Below are 16,885 nucleotides of genomic sequence, written 5' to 3'. Positions count from 1 at the left end.
CTTCATTTCCCATTCAGGCAACATCAGCGCCGCATTTCGGACAGACAATATCCTCTTCGCTAATCTTTGCACGGCATTTCGGGCACCTTGTGACAACCTTGCTCATGTCTTTTCCTCCAAAGTCTCCATATCAGAAATCAGTCTTCCATTCCAGTCATTCTCATCGCAGACAACACCATAAGACGAAACCTGGAGGTATAATGATAAAATTGATATTTAAATTTTACCATCAAAATGGGAATAATCCACCACAACATTTATAAAGCAATTTAAGAAAGGAATATAGGAACATATCATATCATACAGCCAATAATTAAGCCAAGAGGCTTTGTTTCGGCTCTGTTTTCATTAAAAAAAGGTGGTGGCAATGGATGAAGATTATGATTTAGTGCCTCATGAAGAAATAATCAAGCTAAGGAAAGAGGTCGAGGAGCTCAAGAAAAATCCCCTTGCGGGAACTGATTCTGGAAAGAAGCTCATGGGCAGCATAAATGACCTGACACTCAGCCTGAATGCCATGATGAACCTTTTCAAACAGGCGAGCGATGAGATGAAGATAGAAGAGCGCGAAAGCCAGATAGTGGCAAAGAAGATAGAGCCGCTCTATGACAAGCTGGATGAGCTGATGGGAACAAACGAGAAGATCGCCAAAGGAATACTGACGATGGCCAACATGCTCAAGGAATTCATGGACAAGAGCAAGGCGCCCAGGCCGGCAGCATCAAAGCCGCAGCCGTCTTTCGATACAGGCCCGAGTTCAATGAGTTCATTCGGGCCGACAGCGCCGGCGCATCCCTCACCCAGACCTGACATGTACGGGCCTGAACCGATGAGCGCAATGCCTATGGGAGGACTATCCAGCAGACCAAGCTCTCCTCCAGGATATCCGTCGCAACCAATGCCGATGGGATCCGGCATGCAGATGGAACCATCAAGGATGCAGATGAACCAGCCAGGACAAGCACCTCAGGGATTCGGGCAGATGAGCCAACCGCCGATGGGCGCTCCGGGGGCGAGACCCATGCCAGAGAAGCTGCCTCCTCTCATAAAGCCGCAGGAAAAGAAAGGCGGGTTCTTCAATTTCAAATAAATCACAGACCAAACAGATCCATCACCCAAACAAGGCCCAAATATGACAGTCGCAGACAAGATTGACTACTATTACCCACAGCTCGACAAAGCAAGAGTCAGATCCTTCATGAAGGCACTGGCAACTGTTTCTAGGAAAAGGCAATACCAAGAGGTCCTGAAGAAGAAACTGGCAAACCAGCTTGAGCAGGTAAAAAAAGTCAGTTCAGACAAGAGGAGCTCCAAGGAAAGGATAGAGAAGGAGATAGCGAAGCTCCACGACACAGTAAGCCAGATCATGAATACAGAGCACAGGGTGATGGCAAGGCAGGAAGAGGAAGTCGGGGCAATGAAACAGCTCTCAGAGCAGCTTTCCCTGCTCCACGAGAAATTCGAGATCATACAGAACAACTATGAGCATAAACTCAAGCAGAACGAGCGCCAGATAGACGAGTTCAGGAAGACGATACAGGAGATGAAGACAAGCGTGACAGCAACCCAGAATACAGACAGGACAAGGATACAGGAGGAACTCAAGAAAGAGCTCGAGAAGAAGATAGATGAGAGGGCCAGGCTGACAAAAGCCGAGGTCGATGCAATAGACAATCACATCATGATACTGGAGGCAAACTTCGAAGAGCTCAGGAAGAGAAAGGATACCAAAATAGAGGACATCGAGAGGATAAAGCAGAGACTGGGCTCTGCAAAGAAAAGCCTCATCGCATTAAAACAAAATAAAAGCAAGAAATAGAATATTCTACAGATCCTTTGCCATCACTGTCTTCCTGCCATTGGCCTCAGCCCTTGTACAGGCTGCCTTGATCATCTCAGTACATTTCTTGCTCAACTCATCAGCAAAATCTCCAGCGACGTTAAAACCCTTTGCATAATCCTTAATCTTAGCTTTTACCACTAACATAATTTCACCCCATTTTATTTGAGTAATACTGCTAAAACCCCCGAACTACTATATAAATCTTTCGAAAAAACTGCGTTTTCCCGTCTGTAAAAAGAAAACTGAGCTATCTGTGGCAGAAGACAAAAAAATACTTGCCTGAGGCATTCTCAAGCCTGCAGAATCCGAATCTCTCGAACTGGATGATGTCACCGACATCAAGACCAACAATGCCTCTCTCACCAAAACCTGATGCCACAGTGTTGTCAGGCATGAGGACCTCGACATCAACTGTCTCATCCTGCGGAAGCCAATGGATGATCATGTCGCCGTTGTCCTTGAAATCACGGTAGTCTGCAGAGACGAACCTGAAAGAATCCCCGCTCCTCCTGAAATTCAGGCAGTCCATCAGGCGGTAGAGGCTGCCTTCCCTGAACTTCTCGAAATCCCGCTGTTCAACCCAGAATGAAGAGGAAGTCATGAACTTCCTGCCGCCTTTCCTGTGCTCAGGATGAAGATCAAGCTCGACTTCCTGATCAGGAGAACCTGAGATATCGATACCGACAGGATCCCTGACAAAGAAAAACCTCTGTGAGACGGGATCAAGGACCTCCTTGTTGAAGCAGTCTATTGTCTTGAAGAAATCTTTGATGTCGACACTCTTGTCATTTGCGCTGACACCGACATCAAGCGCATACCTGATGAAAGCCTCAGGCCGGTAACCCCTCCTCTTCAGTGCAGGGACAAACGGAATCCTGACATCGTCCCAGCCTTCGTACATGCCTTCCTTGATGCCGGCCTTCGTCTGCGAGCATGATACAGGGAAGCCCAGGAAATTTATCCTCCCGACGCTGATCGCATACGGCGTCGGATATCCCAGGGCGTGATGTATCATGGCCTGCTTCTTCGCATTGTCTGCATGGTCCTTGCCCCTCAGTGTGTGGGTGACTGCCATGTCCATGTCGTCTATAGCGACGGAGAAGTTCATGAGCGGCCATACGCGATACCTCGATCCCTGCCGCGCATGCTCAGAATCATTTATCCTAATCATCGGGAAATCACGCATCGCAGGATTCTTATGCTTCATGTCTGTCTTGAACCTGACGACAGCTTCGCCTTCCTGATATCCTTTCTCCCTGTCGAACATCCTGTGCCATCTCTTCACCTGCTCGCCGACCTTCAGGTTCCTGCAGGGGCATTCAGACTTCTTCGCCTTGAGCTCCTTGAACTCATCTGCTGTGCACCCGCACACATACATGTAGCCCTCCTCGATGAGCTTGAGCGCATAATTGTAGTACAGCTCCATCCTGTCAGACTGGATCACGGGCTTTATCTCCCTCTTCGCGAACCATCCTGCATTCTCAGGGATAAGACTGTAGGATCCAGGGTCGATATTGTCGGCATTCGTGTCAGCTATCCTGAGATAGAAGATCCCCTTGTATCTCCTGACATATTCGAGATTCAAAGCGAGAGGATAGAGATGGCCGATGTGGAGCGGACCGCTCGGGCTAGGCTCAAACCTCATGACGACCTCATCCTTAATCAGCTTCAGTTCCGGAAGATCCTTCTTCTTCACTTCCTTCTTCTCCTCAAGCAATTCAGGCGCATTCTCTTCCAGCTCCTTCATCTGCGCATCAGGATCCATGGCATTGACTTCCTTTATTATGTCTGAGATGATCCTGCCATACTCATTGAGCCGGGCCTTAATGTCAGGGTGCTTGCCAACCAACCTTCCGATAACTGCACCAGAAGAGGCCTTGCCATTGAACTTGACAGCATTATGCAATGAAAAATTCCTGATCTCCTTCTTTATATCCAGATCATCCATATTGATATCCCGCCTGCCCCATATGAGCCATAACCTGTGCTCATAAAGCAAGCATATATATGTTTTTTCTAAATAAAGCAGATAAATATAAATACAGCTCAAGGAAATCCTGCTACAAATGGGCCGGTAGCCCAACTGAGAAATCAGTTGACACTTTCATGGGTTTCGCTTTGCTCAAGCCCATACTTTATATTGTCCGGCCCAAAAATGCAAAAAAAATAACCAAGACCTTCATTTGTCATTATCCTTGGGCCGGTAGCTCAGCCTGGTAGAGCATTACCTTGGCAAGGCTGAAAAGCTCCAAAGTGGTAGGGGCCTCGGGTTCGAAACAGCAACAGATGGATGCCAAAACACCAAAATGATGCTGGCGAAAGTCCCGACCGGTCCATAACATTTATATATGCAGCTTCTTAAGAAAGCCATATGGCTCATCCTGACAAATACGGCCTCAGGGCCAGGATAGAAAGCCTAGAAGAGGTGAAACAGAAACTTCTAGACATAGGAACACTCTTCTGCGGATCAACAACACAGGTTGACCATTACTTCAAGCCCATCGGGCAAGAGCAGAGCATACAGAAGCCCGGAGCCTTCATAATCAGGGTGAGGGATGAGGTAGACAAGAAAAGCATAAACCTAAAGAAGCTCCGAGCGCACGGGGACTGGATAGAACATTATGTCGAGATAAAGAACGCATCTGAGATGAACAGCATGCTCCGCGAGATGAACTTCACAGAGATATTCACCATATTCAAGGACAGGATAATGGCACAGCTGGATGACTTCGAGATCAACATAGACAACATAAAAGGACTGGGCACTTTCCTGGAGATAGAACTAAAGACAGACAACCCTGAAGAAGCAAAGAATAAGGCACTGGAGATATTCAGGAAGATCGGCGTGCATGACAAAGAGATCGAGCAAAGGGGATACACCAGAATAATCGCAGAGAGCAAAGGCTACATCTTTGAAGGGCTTGAGTGATCCTCATGCAGGTTGTCTTTGTGACAGGGAACAAGAACAAATACGAAGAAGCTAAGAGGATACTCTCCGGATTCGACGTGATACAGGAAAAATTTGATATTGATGAGATACAGGGAGAAGCTGACGAGATCATCAATGACAAACTGGCAAAAGCATATGCACATCTCATGAGACCATGCATAGTGGAGGACGTGTCCTTGGAAATGGAAGGACTAAATGGACTGCCCGGGCCCTACATCAAGCACTTCTTCGAGAAGCTAGGCACAGAAGGGCTCTATGATCTAGTGAAGGACAAGGACAAGAAAGCCAGGGCCAAGGCATACATCGGCTATACAGACGGAAAATCAACAGAGATATTCGTCGGCAGCGTCGAAGGGAGGATATGCAAGCCTTCACCTGTCAGGAGATTCGCCTTTGATCCGATATTCATACCTGAAGGATATGAAAAGCCCTTCTCTGAACTGGAAAACAAGAACGAGATAAGCCACAGGAGAAAGGCGCTCGACAAGCTGAGAGAATACCTGGAGGGGAAAAAATGACAGACTGCATCCAAAGGAAATCTGAGATTTCCGAGCACACAATCAAAGATTGTGTGTTCTGCAAGATAATAAAAGGAGACATGCCATGCGCAAAGATCTACGAGGACGATGAGCATTTCGCAATGCTGGACATAAACCCGATAGCGAAAGGGCATGCACTGGTCATGCCGAAGAAGCATGCCGAGACACCTCTGCAGATGGATGACGAGAGCCACTGCAGGCTCCAGAAGGCAGTGATGAAAGTCGCCAAAGGCATCAAGGAAGGGCTGCTCTGCGACGGACTCAACATATTTGTCAATATCAAGAAAGCAGGAGGGCAGGAAGTCCCGCATGTACATTACCATATCGTACCGAGATTCATAACAGACGACCAGCCATTCAAGGCGGGCCATACCGAATATGTCGATATGGAAATAGATAAATTCAAGAAAAAGATCCGTGAAGCAATCAAATGAGCGCGATAAGCTACATAGGAGAGATGCTCAGCATATCAGGCCAGCTGTTCTCTGCGCCATTCAGGTTCCCCGAACTCCTCTGGATACTTGTTCCTGTATACCTCATGTGGATATTCACGGAGCTCTTCCAAGAGAAGAAAGGGACAAGCCTCGGCAATGCAATAACAAATGGTGTGGTGCTGATCTGGGCCGGTGTTGACTGGTTAAGGACGCTAGCGGGCACAACACAATGGTTCGAGAAGACAATATATTTCTATGCTAAGATAGGTATCTCTGCGTTGATAATAATCTATGGCGCACTGGTGATAATCTTCGGTCTGAAGATGGTGAAGGGAGTCAAAGTCCTCGGCAAGATAAGGATGATAGCCTACTTCATTATTTTTTTCACACCAGTGATATACGGAAAAATTGACCTCAGCCTACAACTCGGTCTTGCGGTGCTGCTCTTTGCTCCGATATTCTATCTTGTGATCGGATTGATAACCCGAATGATACCGAGCCCGAAGACGTATGAAGAGCCAATACTTGAACCTTCACCGCTGGATTCCGGGCCTATGGAAAACCTGAAGAATGTTTTTGAAAGTAAATAACATCATAGATGGGATCTCTTGTCGCCCCTATACCATTTGACCGCCAATAAGATGACAATGAATCCATTGACGACAATGAACGGGATGTCAGTGAGAAGTATGGCATGGAGAGTGAGGAGAATGCTTGCAATGGTCGCGATCGGCACGAAGAGCACATTATATCTCGTATTGAGCAGAGCATAAGAAACCAGAAGAGCGGCCATACCAAAATATCCGAAGTATATCATAGTCTCACCTCATCACTAACGCAAGCCAGTTGCCAAGCATCATCGTCGCTATCATCGCGAAAAGGAAAGAAGGGACAAACGGGATGCCTTCTTTCACCAGGACCCTGCTTATCTTCTTCTGCTTCTTAAGCATGATAAGCTCCCTGATCTGCTCTTTCGAGATGCCGAGATCCTTAGGGCCGCAGATGTGCCTGCCGCTGACCTTGATATCCTCTGCAATCCAGTCACCTTCTGTCAGCTTTTCAGGAGGAAGATGCTTGTACATGCAAGAATTCTCCACTGCCTTGATAGCAATGGACACAAAAAAAGTGATTATCGCAATGCCTGCAAGGGCCAGCAGCATCACCTGAAGCAGACGTATCCTCGTGAAGAAGACAAGTATGAAAAGGCAGAAGGAGAAGATCAGGACATACCTGAGGCTCATAACAGAGACCCTCTTCCTGAACAATGCCTTGAACTCTTTCCTGAAATCCCTGAACCTGATGACAACCAGGGCTACAGACCAGATGAGACCATAGACTGTTCCCAGGAAAAGCAGATTGACAATGAATATGACGAGCAGAGGGATCTGCTGGAGGCTGAACGGGATGCCAAAGACAGCGCCTATGCCCATGAGAAGCTTTGAATCACCGCCGCCCCACTGGCCTGTATAGAACATGGCCAGCGCGATGAGGAACATCACTGCGAATCCGACCAAGCCCTGCAGGAAAGGGATGAAATCATGCTCATGCAGAGAAAAAATCAGCCGGGATGCGAGAGCCAAGAATATCAATGAGTAACTCACCCAATCCGGAACTTCCCTGATCTTCAGGTCAGACACAGAGCTGATAAGCAGAGCCATGATGGCAGCGGAATACAGAATAATGTCAAGCATCTTCTGGACCAAAACAGCAATCTTTATAAAGTTTTTTTAATATATTATAAAACATGTTCAAAGAATACATGCAGAGGCTCACAGGCTTCAAAGGCTTGGGGAAGATCGAAAGGGGCAAGGTGAACCATATAGCAATAGCATTGAACATACCAGAAATCAACATGCCCGAAAAGGATACAGAAAAATGCAAAGAAAAGATATTCGAGATCATAAGAACACAGGCAGAAAAAGAGATACCCATAATAACAATAAACCTGGCCGGGGCTGAGAAGAATACAGATTGCCTGAACTCCATCTTCGCAAAACTCGAGACTGATGAGACCATCAAGGCAAACAAGGTCAAGGTATTCATACTCGGCAAATGGTATGACCTCGGGGGCGAGGTGGTCAATACCATTAAGCGAGTCATTGAAGAGACAAAAGACTATGATTCCTACTTCCTCAATCTCTGCCTCAACTATGACGGCCATGAGGAGATAATAGATGCATGCAGGATGATAACACGCAAGGCAACCATGGGAAAGCTCCAGATAGAAGACATAACAGAAGAGGAGATAAAGGACAACCTGTACAGCTCATACTTCATCCCTCCTGACATCATGCTCATCTATGGGGATGTGAAGTCTTCAGGAGGATTCCTTCTATGGGATTCACCTAAATGCGAAATGAGATTCCTGAAAAAAAGCTTTTCTGAATTCAGCCCGAAAGACCTGGAATAAAAGAGATATAAGGGCGGATGAGGGTTGGATGATAAAGGGGAGGAGCAATAAAGGTGACAGCTGATAAAGTGATAAAGGCGATAAAGGAAATAAAGATAATAATTTATAAAGGAAATAAAGATGATAAGTGACAAAGGAAATAAGGTTTTCATTTATTTTCATATATAACTCGTTGTATACCCCGATATCCGCTACATTTATTAACCCCCTATTTTCTTTGAAATATCACCTGTGATTGATGATAGCCAGATGCCGAGAAAATGGTGTCATGCGCTGGAATGAGGCAAATCTTTCTGGATTGTGCCCGATTATAGGAAAACAGCTCAATTCGAGCTTATTTCATCAAATAAGGCAGTTACTATGAGGTGAAACCAAATGCCAACCATAGAACTAGAAAAAGATCAACAAGAAAAAGTCTTTGAAGCGATAGAGTTAGCAAAAACAACAGGCAAGCTCAAGAAAGGGACAAATGAGGTCACAAAAGCGATAGAGAAATCCACAGCAAAACTTGTTGTGATCGCAAAAGATGTGACACCTCCCGAAGTCGTGATGCATCTTCCACTGCTTTCAGACGAGAAGGGGATACCCTGCGTAGCAGTCGGAAGCAAGGAAGAGCTAGGCGCAGCAGCAGGCGTAGGCGTCAAGACATCCTGCGTCGCGATAGTGCAGGAAGGCGAAGCAAAGAACATAATCAAAGAGATAGCAAAACTTGCAGGGAAGGAGTAAGGTCCAAAATGGCAGCGATAAGGAAGATGAAAGGCAAGGAAGAGGCTGTTGCCGAAGAGATCAAGAAAGGGATCGTCTTCTCGATGGCATGGCCTGCCAAGGTCGAAGAGATAATCGGCAGGACCGGCACAAGAGGGGAAGCCATCCAGGTGAGATGCAGGATACTAGACGGGAGAGACAAGAACAAGGTCCTGAGGCGAAATGTCAAAGGGCCTGTCCAGGAAGGGGACATCCTGATGCTCAGAGAGACTGAAATAGAAGCAAGACAGCTGAGCAAAGGGGGAAGAGGAAGCAGCTGAAGGTGATACAAATGGCAAAATGCAGCTTCTGCGGAGAGCAAATCGAGGCCGGAACAGGCAAGATGCTCATAAAGAATGACGGCAAGATGATCTATTTCTGCTCATCAAAATGCCAGAAGAACACAAAGCTAAAGAGGAAACCGAGAGAGACAAGGTGGACAAAGAAATTTGTCCGCAAGGCATAGAGGGCAAAATGCTGCAAAGAACACTGGTGCTGCTGAAGCCTGACTGCGTCCAGAGAATGCTCTCTGGCAGGATAATCTCAAGATTCGAAGACGCAGGGATGAAGATAGTCGGGATGAAATTCATCTGGATAACACCTGATTTCGCAAAAAGACATTATGCGGCGCACATCCAGAAAGCATTCTATCCGGGACTGGAGAAATACATCACAGAAGGCCCGGTCATCGCGATGGTGCTGGAAGGGCTTCATGCAGTGGAGACAGTCAGGAAGATAGTCGGGCCGACAGAGCCGCGCAAGGCCATGCCCGGGACGATAAGAGGAGACTTCGCCCACCATTCATATGAATACACTGATGCCAAAGGGAAATCAATAAAGAACCTCATCCACGCATCAGGCTCTATCGAGGAGGCCAAGCAAGAGATAATTCTGTATTTCAAGGACGACGAGCTCCATTCATACAAATCAGTGCATGACATACACACACTATAGGTGATATAATGGCAGAAAAGATGACTGACAAGGTATTAAGGCTCATGAAGAAGCCGACACACATAAGGAACATCTGCACAAGCGCGCATATCGACCACGGAAAGACAACATTCTCAGACAACCTGCTCGCAGGAGCAGGCATGATGTCAGAGGACCTCGCAGGAAAGGCCTGCGTCCTTGATTTCCACGAGGATGAACAGAACAGGGGAATCACAATAGATGCAGCGAACGTATCGATGGTGCACGAGTTCAAGGGAGAGGAATACCTGATAAACCTCATAGACACACCGGGCCACGTGGACTTCGGGGGAGACGTGACCAGGGCCATGAGGGCGATCGACGGGACAATCGTGCTCTGCTGCGCAGTGGAAGGAATCATGCCGCAGACAGAGACAGTGCTCAGGCAGGCCCTCAAGGAAAGAGTCAAACCAGTGCTTTTCATAAACAAGGTGGACAGGCTCATCAAAGAGCTCCAGCTGACACCAGAGGCGATGCAGCAGAGATTCATCAAGGTCATCACAAAGATGAACGAGCTCATAGACCAGATCGCAGAGCCGGATTACAGGACCAAATGGCATGTCAATGTCGAGCTGGGAAGCGTGGCATTCGGATCCGCATTCCACAACTGGGCGCTGTCCATACCCTACATGAAGGAGAAGGGGATCACATTCAAGGAGATAATCGATGCATACACCTCAGGAGACGAGGACAAGATAAAGGCTCTCGCGAAGAAAGCGCCCATCCACGAAGTCATACTCAACATGTCCATAAACCACCATCCCAATCCGATGGAAGCGCAGAAATACAGGATCCCGAAGATATGGAAAGGTGATCCTGAGAGCAAAGAAGGACAATCGCTTCTGGCATGCAATCCAGAGGGGCAGCTGTCATTTGTCGTAACAAAAATAGTCGTCGATCCCCATGCAGGAGAGGTATGCGCAGGAAGGCTCTTCTCCGGAAAGATAAGGAAAGGTGACATGGTCTACCTGAACAGGGCAAAGCAGCATGTCAGGGTCCAGCAGGTATCAGTCTACAACGGCGCGAAGAGGGAGCTGATCGAGGAAGCTGTGTCCGGGAACATCATAGGAGTGGTCGGCCTGAAAGGGGCCATGCCCGGAGAGACAGTATCAGTCGAGCCCATGGAGCCGTTCGAGCAGATAAAACACATATTCGAGCCAGTAGTCACAAAAGCCATCGAGGCAAAGAAGCCTTCTGATCTGCCGAAGCTCATCGAAGTCCTCCGTCAGGTGCAGAAAGAGGATCCGACAATAGTCATAGAGATAAATGACGAGACAGGCGAGCATCTCATGAGCGGCATGGGAGAGCTGCACCTTGAGGTAATAGAGAACAGGATCAGGACAGAGAAAGGCGTAGAAGTCTCTACAAGCCCGCCTATTGTCGTCTACAGGGAGACCATAACAAAAGCGAGCCCGCAGGCGGCAGAAGGTAAATCCCCTAACAAGCACAACAAGCTGTATTTCAAGGTCGAGCCGCTCACTGATGACTACAAGCTGGCCATCAAGGAAGGCAAGCTCACATCAGGAAGGATAAAGAAGAAAGACCAGGATACATGGAAAGCTCTCCAGGAACTCGGCATGGACGCAAAAGAATCAAGGAATGTCAGGGACATATTCAACGGCAACATGCTCGTGGATGCCACAAGAGGCGTTGTCCACATCGGCGAGATAATCGAGATGATCATGGACATGTTCGAAGATGTCATGAATGCAGGGCCTCTTTCGAGAGAGCCATGCATCGGAGTCAAAGTGATACTGGAGGACTGCAAGCTGCACGAAGACGCGATCCACAGAGGACCTGCCCAGCTGTACCCTGCTGTCAGGGAGGGCATAAGGGACGCGATGAGAACAGCCAATCCCCTCATATTCGAGCCAGTCCAGCTGATGCAGTTCGAAGCACCGGAACAATACATGGGAGAGCTCTCAAAGCTCATCTCAAACAAGAGAGGGCAGCTATTGGACATGCAGCAGATGGGCTCAACTGTAGTTGTGAAAGCAAAGATGCCAGTAGCAGAGATGTTCGGGATGACCTCAGACCTGAGATCCGCCACAGAAGGGAGAGGGATACATTTCCTGGTGGACCAGAATTTCGAGAAGCTGCCAGAGGAGCTGCAGGCCAAGATCATTTCCAATATCAGGTCAAGGAAAGGCCTAGCTGAGAACCAGTAGACAGGTAAACAGCAAAAGCACATCAGAGAAAGTCAAGGTCTTTATAAATGACCTTATCCTCATATATGGGCGAAAGATATAAAAAGGACCCATTTTTTAATTATTAGGTCCAACCATTTATAAAGGGCTGAAAAGGGGAATTTCCAAATCCAATCAAACACAAGGAGGAGTCAAATATGGCAAAAGGAAAAGTACACATCAACTTGGTCTTCATAGGACACGTTGATCATGGAAAATCAACTACAGTAGGAAGGGTCCTGTTCGACTCAGGAGCCATAGATGAACAGACCATGAGAAAGCTCAAAGAGAAAGCACAAGAGCTTGGAAAAGGCGGATTCGAATTCGCATTTGTCATGGACAATCTGAAGGAAGAGAGAGAAAGGGGAGTCACAATAGACCTGGCCCACAAGAAATTCGAGACACCGAAATACTACTTCACTATTATCGACGCACCAGGCCACAGGGATTTCGTCAAGAACATGATTACAGGAGCATCGCAGGCAGATGCAGGAGTCCTTGTAGTCGCAGCCAATGACGGCGTCTCAGCCCAGACAAAGGAGCATGTCTTCCTGTCAAGGACACTCGGCGTCAACCAGATGATCGTCGCTGTGAACAAGATGGACATGATGAAGTACGACGAGAAGAGATTCAACGAGGTCGTCGAGGAGACAAAGAAGCTGCTCAAGAGCGTAGGCTACAAGGCAGATGAGATACCATTCGTACCTATCGCGTCACTTGTCGGCGACAATGTCGTCAAGAAATCAGACAAGATGCCCTGGTACACAGGCAAGACACTGCTCGAGACAATGGATACCCTCAAAGAGCCTGAGAAGCCCACACAGCTTCCGCTGAGGCTGCCGATCCAGGATGTGTACAACATCACAGGCATCGGAGTTGTCCCAGTAGGAAGGGTAGAGACAGGCGTCATGAAAGTGGGAGACAAGGTCATAGTGGTCCCTGCAAGAGAAGGGAAGGGAATCGTCGGAGAATGCAAGACAATCGAGATGCACCACGAGCAGATGACTGAAGCAGAGCCAGGAGACAATGTGGGCTTCAATGTCAGGGGAATAGCGAAAAAGGACATAGCGAGAGGAGATGTCCTCGGACATGTGGACAATCCACCTACAGTCGCGACAGAATTCACAGCCCAGATGGTCATACTGCAGCATCCTTCTGTTGTCACGATAGGATACACTCCGGTGTTCCACATCCACACAGCACAGGTCGCATGCAGGATCGAGAAGATACTGAAGAAGCTGAACCCGGCCACAGGCGAAGTGCTCCAGGAGAACCCGGACTTCGTCAAGAACGGCGATGCAGCAATATGTGTCATCAAGCCGATGCAGCCACTGGTCATCGAGAAGCAGAAAGAGATCCCGCAGCTGTCCAGGTTTGCAATCAGGGACAGCGGAACCACAGTAGCTGCAGGAATGTGCATAGACCTTGTGGAGAAGAAGCTTCAGTAAAATTTTTTAATCATTTATTTTCCCTTCATGGGGATACAATATTTCCATGGTGCAAACATGCAGAAAGCAAGGATAAAAATAGCGAGCACGGACATAAGCAAGATCAACCAGGTCTGCGACTACATAAAGAACATCGTAGAGAAGACAGGGGTTGAGATGAGAGGACCTATACCCCTGCCCACAAAGAAGCTCAAGGTGACCACACGAAAAGGCCCCTGCGGCAACGGGACTGCAACATGGGAAAGATATGAGATGAGAGTGCACAAGAGGCTCATCGACCTCGGTATAGATGAGAGGGCCCTGCGCCTTGTGATGAGAGTGCCTATACCAGAAGGCCTCAATGTCGAGATCGAGATGGTAGAGGCTTAATTTCTGATAAATTATTTATATACTCCCTGATACCACCCTGCATGCCATCTGAAATGCAGCAGGAAAACGCATATGATTCCCTGACAGCACTTCTCAGAAATATCACTGCAGCCAGGCTCAAAGAAGGCCATTACGAGTTCCTCTGCATGCCGAACACAAAATGCCGAAACCTGCACCTGCCATACAAGGCCAGGACAAAATTCATAGCAAGACCAGAAGACATCACAGGAACAGGAGAAAGGAGCCTCGACATCGGGAGGTCCGAGGTCATCTATGTGCTCAGCGGGCAATTCCGCGACCCCTCTGATATGTTTTCCGGCATGAAGGCAGACGGGGCGACAAAGATCCGGGCAGTTATAGGGACAACACTTGTGACACGCGAGTTCGCCGGCATGTACCTCTGCCTGAGGAGGCAGTCAGAGCCCGCAATCGCATACACCCTGTCAAGAGGCAGGTATGATGATTTTGTGAGAGTCATGCTGAGCATAACCAACTGCGCACTGCGGTATCATAACAGGATGCAGCAAGAAGGATGCAGGCTGGAGAAGATGATAGGGATGAATGAAGCGTGACGCCGACGCCCGGACTTTCTCACTAGCGTTCGAAGGTGGCTTCGAGCACTAATATTTGAACCAGGAAGTCCCGGAGGACAGCAGTTTTCTTGACTGCAACTTTCGAGACTGCCGCAATACCAGATTATGCGACGTCGGCATGATACCCGGAAAGAGGCTTTCATTTATAAACTTTCAGTCAAATTTATATCTGTCCCTCGCTCAACTGCCTGAATGAACCCTGCCAAGCTCATTGCAGAGAAGGGCATAGACAAAGTTGATGTCTCTATGTTCCCTGAGGCAAAGAGGAAGGAGATCTATTCTGAGGCAGCAGAGATATTCTACAGGCAGAATAGGCACAATGAATGGTTCAGGGCGCTTAAGCTTGCAGGAAAACAGCTGCCGACTGATGAGATACACCAGCACGCGAAGAACAGTATGTCAATGGGACAATACAAAGAAGCTTATGAGCTTTTTGTGCTCGCAGAGGATGAAGGGATGGCAGAGTTCATGAAGGAGAATTACCTGTGATGTCAATAAACTATATAAATCCAAATCATTTTTTCTTATCTACATCATAAAAAGGAGGTGTTATCTTGGCAGAAGAAAAGAGCGGAAATTTTGCGTATCTTGCGATTGTGAGCATTGTGGCCATTGTTGCAGTTGTAGCTTTACTGGTATTGATATCAGGTAACAAGCAAACTGATGCGATACAATTAGGTATGGAAGGACAGGATCTTAGCGGGTATGCCAGTGTACAAGGATTATCAAGATCACACTGTGCAGATCTGGGCGGCACATATGATCCCCATACCGGTTGGTGTCTGGGATTGAAAGAAAAAATTGTGAATGAATAGTATTTGCTTTTTAACTGATTTAATTTATGGTTCATATTCTTTTACTTGGCACAACTAATCATCCATCAAATTGAAATCACTAAAATTTTTCCATATGTTCTGTCAGCCTTTCAGCAACACTTTTTATTCTCTTAATATCCTTTTCCAATGACCAGTTCGCTTTCTCCAGGGCCATTTCCTGCTTCCTGATCTCCATAGATTTATTGTAAATATCTTCAAGCAGCTCAAGATGCTCCTGCATCTGGTCAGTGCTCCTGTACTCATTGTTGTCCAGCATCCTCTGGACCTCTGCCACAACCTGTTTCTCATGCATGGGCATCTCATAATCCTTAAAAGAATCCTGCTGGATCTCCTTAAGAGATCGTGCATCGTCCTCATCATCTGTAAATGGCTTTTCCATAATGACATTGTATAATTATTTAGTATTTAAATCCATCTATGTTTCTAAGAAAAATGCTTTTATCAGCCCCTCATCTGTAGAAGGAGTCAGGGCAGAATCATTTCATCTCAAGTTCCTTGCTTGAGACTGGTTTGATGAGTATCCCATCAGGCCGTTCAACAAAGAGTGCAAAGTCACCAGGCTTGATATTATAATCCTTGATAAGCTTAGGAGGCCATCTTGTTATTGTAGAATCACCTAAAGTGCCGAATTTCCTCACAAGCTTCCTCCTTCCCTTAAGAATATCATACCTTATCATCTCACCTGATGTAAAATATTCTTCTCCGCATTTTGGGCATCTTAAGCAGTCAAGCCTGATCCCTTCCATCATAGCTTTTGCAGGCTTAGCCTTAACACCGCATTTATAGCAAGTAGTCTCCCTAATCCCCAACTTATTCTTTTTAGCCATTTTCTCCTGTTCATTGGTTTTATATGTATCAACAATATGTCATCCAGATCCACATAAGAGAGGCACAAATATCTGCCTCGGAATGGATAAAAGACATTGTATTTTCTCTGCCTTTTGGAGATGAGGATATGCTCACCATCCTGAAGCACATCAAGGATGAACTCTACAGGCTTATTCAGCAATTCAAATTCACTCTTGAAATGCCTTGTGAACAGCACATATTTCCCATTCCAGTGCAGGTCATCAGATGATATCTAAATCACCTGATAGATATCTATTATCCTTATTAGATATTTATAGTTTCCGGTTCTCATCAGGACCTGTCAAGGAAAATATCATCAAATAGATTATTGAGAAACAATCGGAGAAAATATGTTTTTATTGAAAATGACTCTAGCTAATGGCAGATTGTTACGAAAGAGGGATTGCCTCGCAGAAGATATCCGGAAAAAATAAATGCTCCGGCCGGGACTGTCGCAGTGCGAGAATCTCTCAGCACTTTTCGAACCCGGGTCTTCGCCTTTCCCTGATCTGCATCACGAGAGGGCGGAATGATTGATTGTCCAATGATTCTATCATTACCGGACTACACTACCGGAGCCTAAAACAATGGAAAAATAAGGGTTTTATAAATATTCTGATAAATCAGGCTCTGTCCGGAATCTCGGAGCTGTGAATCCAGCTCGCATCTTGGATCAAGTTGGGCATAAAGCCCAACGAACTACCAAAGATAG

24 protein-coding genes and 3 tRNA genes are annotated in these 16,885 nt (G+C 46.9%); 18 read left to right on the top strand and 9 right to left on the bottom strand.

Annotation, left to right across the window (positions count from 1 at the left end; translation table 11 throughout):
- Positions 1-13 precede the first annotated feature (13 nt).
- Positions 14-106, bottom strand: a complete 93-nt coding sequence (locus JW968_01500; protein ID MBN1385632.1) for a zinc-ribbon domain-containing protein — start codon at positions 104-106, stop codon at positions 14-16.
- A 261-nt stretch (positions 107-367) separates the two neighbouring features.
- Between JW968_01500 and JW968_01495 the strand changes: the two genes are divergently transcribed.
- Together JW968_01495 and JW968_01490 are read left to right on the top strand one after the other, a co-directional pair.
- Positions 368-1,090, top strand: a complete 723-nt coding sequence (locus tag JW968_01495; protein MBN1385631.1) for a hypothetical protein — start codon at positions 368-370, stop codon at positions 1,088-1,090.
- Between the two features lie 42 nt (positions 1,091-1,132).
- Positions 1,133-1,819 (top strand): hypothetical protein, encoded by a 687-nt coding sequence (locus JW968_01490; protein ID MBN1385630.1) that lies wholly within the window; start codon positions 1,133-1,135, stop codon positions 1,817-1,819.
- Between the two features lie 6 nt (positions 1,820-1,825).
- Here JW968_01490 and JW968_01485 read toward each other — a convergent pair whose 3' ends face one another.
- The gene (locus JW968_01485) at positions 1,826-1,987 is read right to left on the bottom strand and encodes a DUF1931 domain-containing protein (GenBank protein ID MBN1385629.1); all 162 of its coding nucleotides are present in this window, start codon (positions 1,985-1,987) and stop codon (positions 1,826-1,828) included.
- A 103-nt stretch (positions 1,988-2,090) separates the two neighbouring features.
- The gene (locus JW968_01480) at positions 2,091-3,791 is read right to left on the bottom strand and encodes a glutamate--tRNA ligase (GenBank protein MBN1385628.1); all 1,701 of its coding nucleotides are present in this window, start codon (positions 3,789-3,791) and stop codon (positions 2,091-2,093) included.
- A 249-nt stretch (positions 3,792-4,040) separates the two neighbouring features.
- Between JW968_01480 and JW968_01475 the strand changes: the two genes are divergently transcribed.
- The 5 genes from JW968_01475 to JW968_01455 all read left to right on the top strand — a co-directional run bounded on the left by JW968_01475 (position 4,041) and on the right by JW968_01455 (position 6,356).
- Positions 4,041-4,179, top strand: a tRNA-Ala gene (locus JW968_01475).
- A gap of 35 nt (positions 4,180-4,214) precedes the next feature.
- A complete protein-coding gene (gene cyaB, locus JW968_01470) occupies positions 4,215-4,772 on the top strand; it encodes a class IV adenylate cyclase (protein MBN1385627.1) in 558 nt (185 codons plus the stop codon).
- On the top strand, positions 4,769-5,311 hold the full coding sequence (locus JW968_01465; protein MBN1385626.1) for a non-canonical purine NTP pyrophosphatase: 543 nt from the start codon (positions 4,769-4,771) through the stop codon (positions 5,309-5,311). The genes cyaB and JW968_01465 overlap by 4 nt, the downstream gene beginning before the upstream one ends.
- The gene (locus tag JW968_01460; GenBank protein ID MBN1385625.1) at positions 5,308-5,766 is read left to right on the top strand and encodes an HIT family protein; all 459 of its coding nucleotides are present in this window, start codon (positions 5,308-5,310) and stop codon (positions 5,764-5,766) included. Before JW968_01465 ends, JW968_01460 begins: the two co-directional genes overlap by 4 nt.
- Complete coding sequence (locus JW968_01455; GenBank protein ID MBN1385624.1) at positions 5,763-6,356, top strand: hypothetical protein; 594 nt, start codon at positions 5,763-5,765, stop codon at positions 6,354-6,356. The genes JW968_01460 and JW968_01455 overlap by 4 nt, the downstream gene beginning before the upstream one ends.
- A 2-nt stretch (positions 6,357-6,358) precedes the next feature.
- Here the strand turns inward: JW968_01455 and JW968_01450 are convergent, their stop codons facing one another.
- Both JW968_01450 and JW968_01445 read right to left on the bottom strand, forming a co-directional pair.
- The gene (locus JW968_01450; protein MBN1385623.1) at positions 6,359-6,583 is read right to left on the bottom strand and encodes a hypothetical protein; all 225 of its coding nucleotides are present in this window, start codon (positions 6,581-6,583) and stop codon (positions 6,359-6,361) included.
- Positions 6,584-6,587: 4 nt separating this feature from the next.
- Positions 6,588-7,457: a prepilin peptidase gene (locus JW968_01445; protein ID MBN1385622.1), complete on the bottom strand. Its 870-nt coding sequence runs from the start codon at positions 7,455-7,457 to the stop codon at positions 6,588-6,590.
- A gap of 53 nt (positions 7,458-7,510) precedes the next feature.
- Here JW968_01445 and JW968_01440 point away from each other — a divergent pair, with 53 nt between their 5' ends.
- The 9 genes from JW968_01440 (at position 7,511) to JW968_01400 (ending at position 14,467) form a co-directional block, all read left to right on the top strand.
- Positions 7,511-8,176, top strand: a complete 666-nt coding sequence (locus JW968_01440) for an undecaprenyl diphosphate synthase family protein (protein ID MBN1385621.1) — start codon at positions 7,511-7,513, stop codon at positions 8,174-8,176.
- 375 nt (positions 8,177-8,551) lie between these two features.
- Positions 8,552-8,902 (top strand): 50S ribosomal protein L7ae, encoded by a 351-nt coding sequence (locus tag JW968_01435; protein ID MBN1385620.1) that lies wholly within the window; start codon positions 8,552-8,554, stop codon positions 8,900-8,902.
- A gap of 26 nt (positions 8,903-8,928) precedes the next feature.
- Positions 8,929-9,201, top strand: a complete 273-nt coding sequence (locus JW968_01430; protein ID MBN1385619.1) for a 30S ribosomal protein S28e — start codon at positions 8,929-8,931, stop codon at positions 9,199-9,201.
- A 5-nt stretch (positions 9,202-9,206) separates the two neighbouring features.
- The gene (locus JW968_01425) at positions 9,207-9,386 is read left to right on the top strand and encodes a 50S ribosomal protein L24e (protein ID MBN1385618.1); all 180 of its coding nucleotides are present in this window, start codon (positions 9,207-9,209) and stop codon (positions 9,384-9,386) included.
- A gap of 8 nt (positions 9,387-9,394) precedes the next feature.
- A complete protein-coding gene (gene ndk / locus JW968_01420) occupies positions 9,395-9,874 on the top strand; it encodes a nucleoside-diphosphate kinase (protein MBN1385617.1) in 480 nt (159 codons plus the stop codon).
- Between the two features lie 8 nt (positions 9,875-9,882).
- A complete protein-coding gene (locus JW968_01415; GenBank protein MBN1385616.1) occupies positions 9,883-12,060 on the top strand; it encodes an elongation factor EF-2 in 2,178 nt (725 codons plus the stop codon).
- A 176-nt stretch (positions 12,061-12,236) separates the two neighbouring features.
- On the top strand, positions 12,237-13,526 hold the full coding sequence (tuf, locus tag JW968_01410; protein MBN1385615.1) for a translation elongation factor EF-1 subunit alpha: 1,290 nt from the start codon (positions 12,237-12,239) through the stop codon (positions 13,524-13,526).
- Positions 13,527-13,583: 57 nt separating this feature from the next.
- The gene (locus JW968_01405) at positions 13,584-13,895 is read left to right on the top strand and encodes a 30S ribosomal protein S10 (protein ID MBN1385614.1); all 312 of its coding nucleotides are present in this window, start codon (positions 13,584-13,586) and stop codon (positions 13,893-13,895) included.
- Between the two features lie 41 nt (positions 13,896-13,936).
- The gene (locus JW968_01400) at positions 13,937-14,467 is read left to right on the top strand and encodes a hypothetical protein (protein MBN1385613.1); all 531 of its coding nucleotides are present in this window, start codon (positions 13,937-13,939) and stop codon (positions 14,465-14,467) included.
- Here the strand turns inward: JW968_01400 and JW968_01395 are convergent.
- Positions 14,468-14,606 (bottom strand) — tRNA-Ser (locus JW968_01395).
- Positions 14,607-14,680: 74 nt separating this feature from the next.
- Here JW968_01395 and JW968_01390 point away from each other — a divergent pair.
- Positions 14,681-14,977, top strand: a complete 297-nt coding sequence (locus tag JW968_01390) for a hypothetical protein (GenBank protein ID MBN1385612.1) — start codon at positions 14,681-14,683, stop codon at positions 14,975-14,977.
- Between the two features lie 65 nt (positions 14,978-15,042).
- Complete coding sequence (locus JW968_01385) at positions 15,043-15,303, top strand: hypothetical protein (protein ID MBN1385611.1); 261 nt, start codon at positions 15,043-15,045, stop codon at positions 15,301-15,303.
- A gap of 79 nt (positions 15,304-15,382) precedes the next feature.
- Here JW968_01385 and JW968_01380 read toward each other — a convergent pair whose 3' ends face one another.
- From JW968_01380 to JW968_01370, 3 genes are all read right to left on the bottom strand, one after another.
- Positions 15,383-15,703, bottom strand: a complete 321-nt coding sequence (locus JW968_01380; GenBank protein MBN1385610.1) for a hypothetical protein — start codon at positions 15,701-15,703, stop codon at positions 15,383-15,385.
- Between the two features lie 97 nt (positions 15,704-15,800).
- A complete protein-coding gene (locus JW968_01375) occupies positions 15,801-16,151 on the bottom strand; it encodes an AbrB/MazE/SpoVT family DNA-binding domain-containing protein (protein ID MBN1385609.1) in 351 nt (116 codons plus the stop codon).
- A gap of 457 nt (positions 16,152-16,608) precedes the next feature.
- Positions 16,609-16,752: transfer RNA gene (locus tag JW968_01370), tRNA-Glu, on the bottom strand.
- Positions 16,753-16,885 lie beyond the last annotated feature (133 nt).

The sequence above is a fragment of the Candidatus Woesearchaeota archaeon genome, assembly GCA_016928155.1.
Lineage (GTDB): Archaea > Nanobdellota > Nanobdellia > Woesearchaeales > JAFGLG01 > JAFGLG01.
This window is presented reverse-complemented; position numbering and strand designations above follow the sequence as displayed.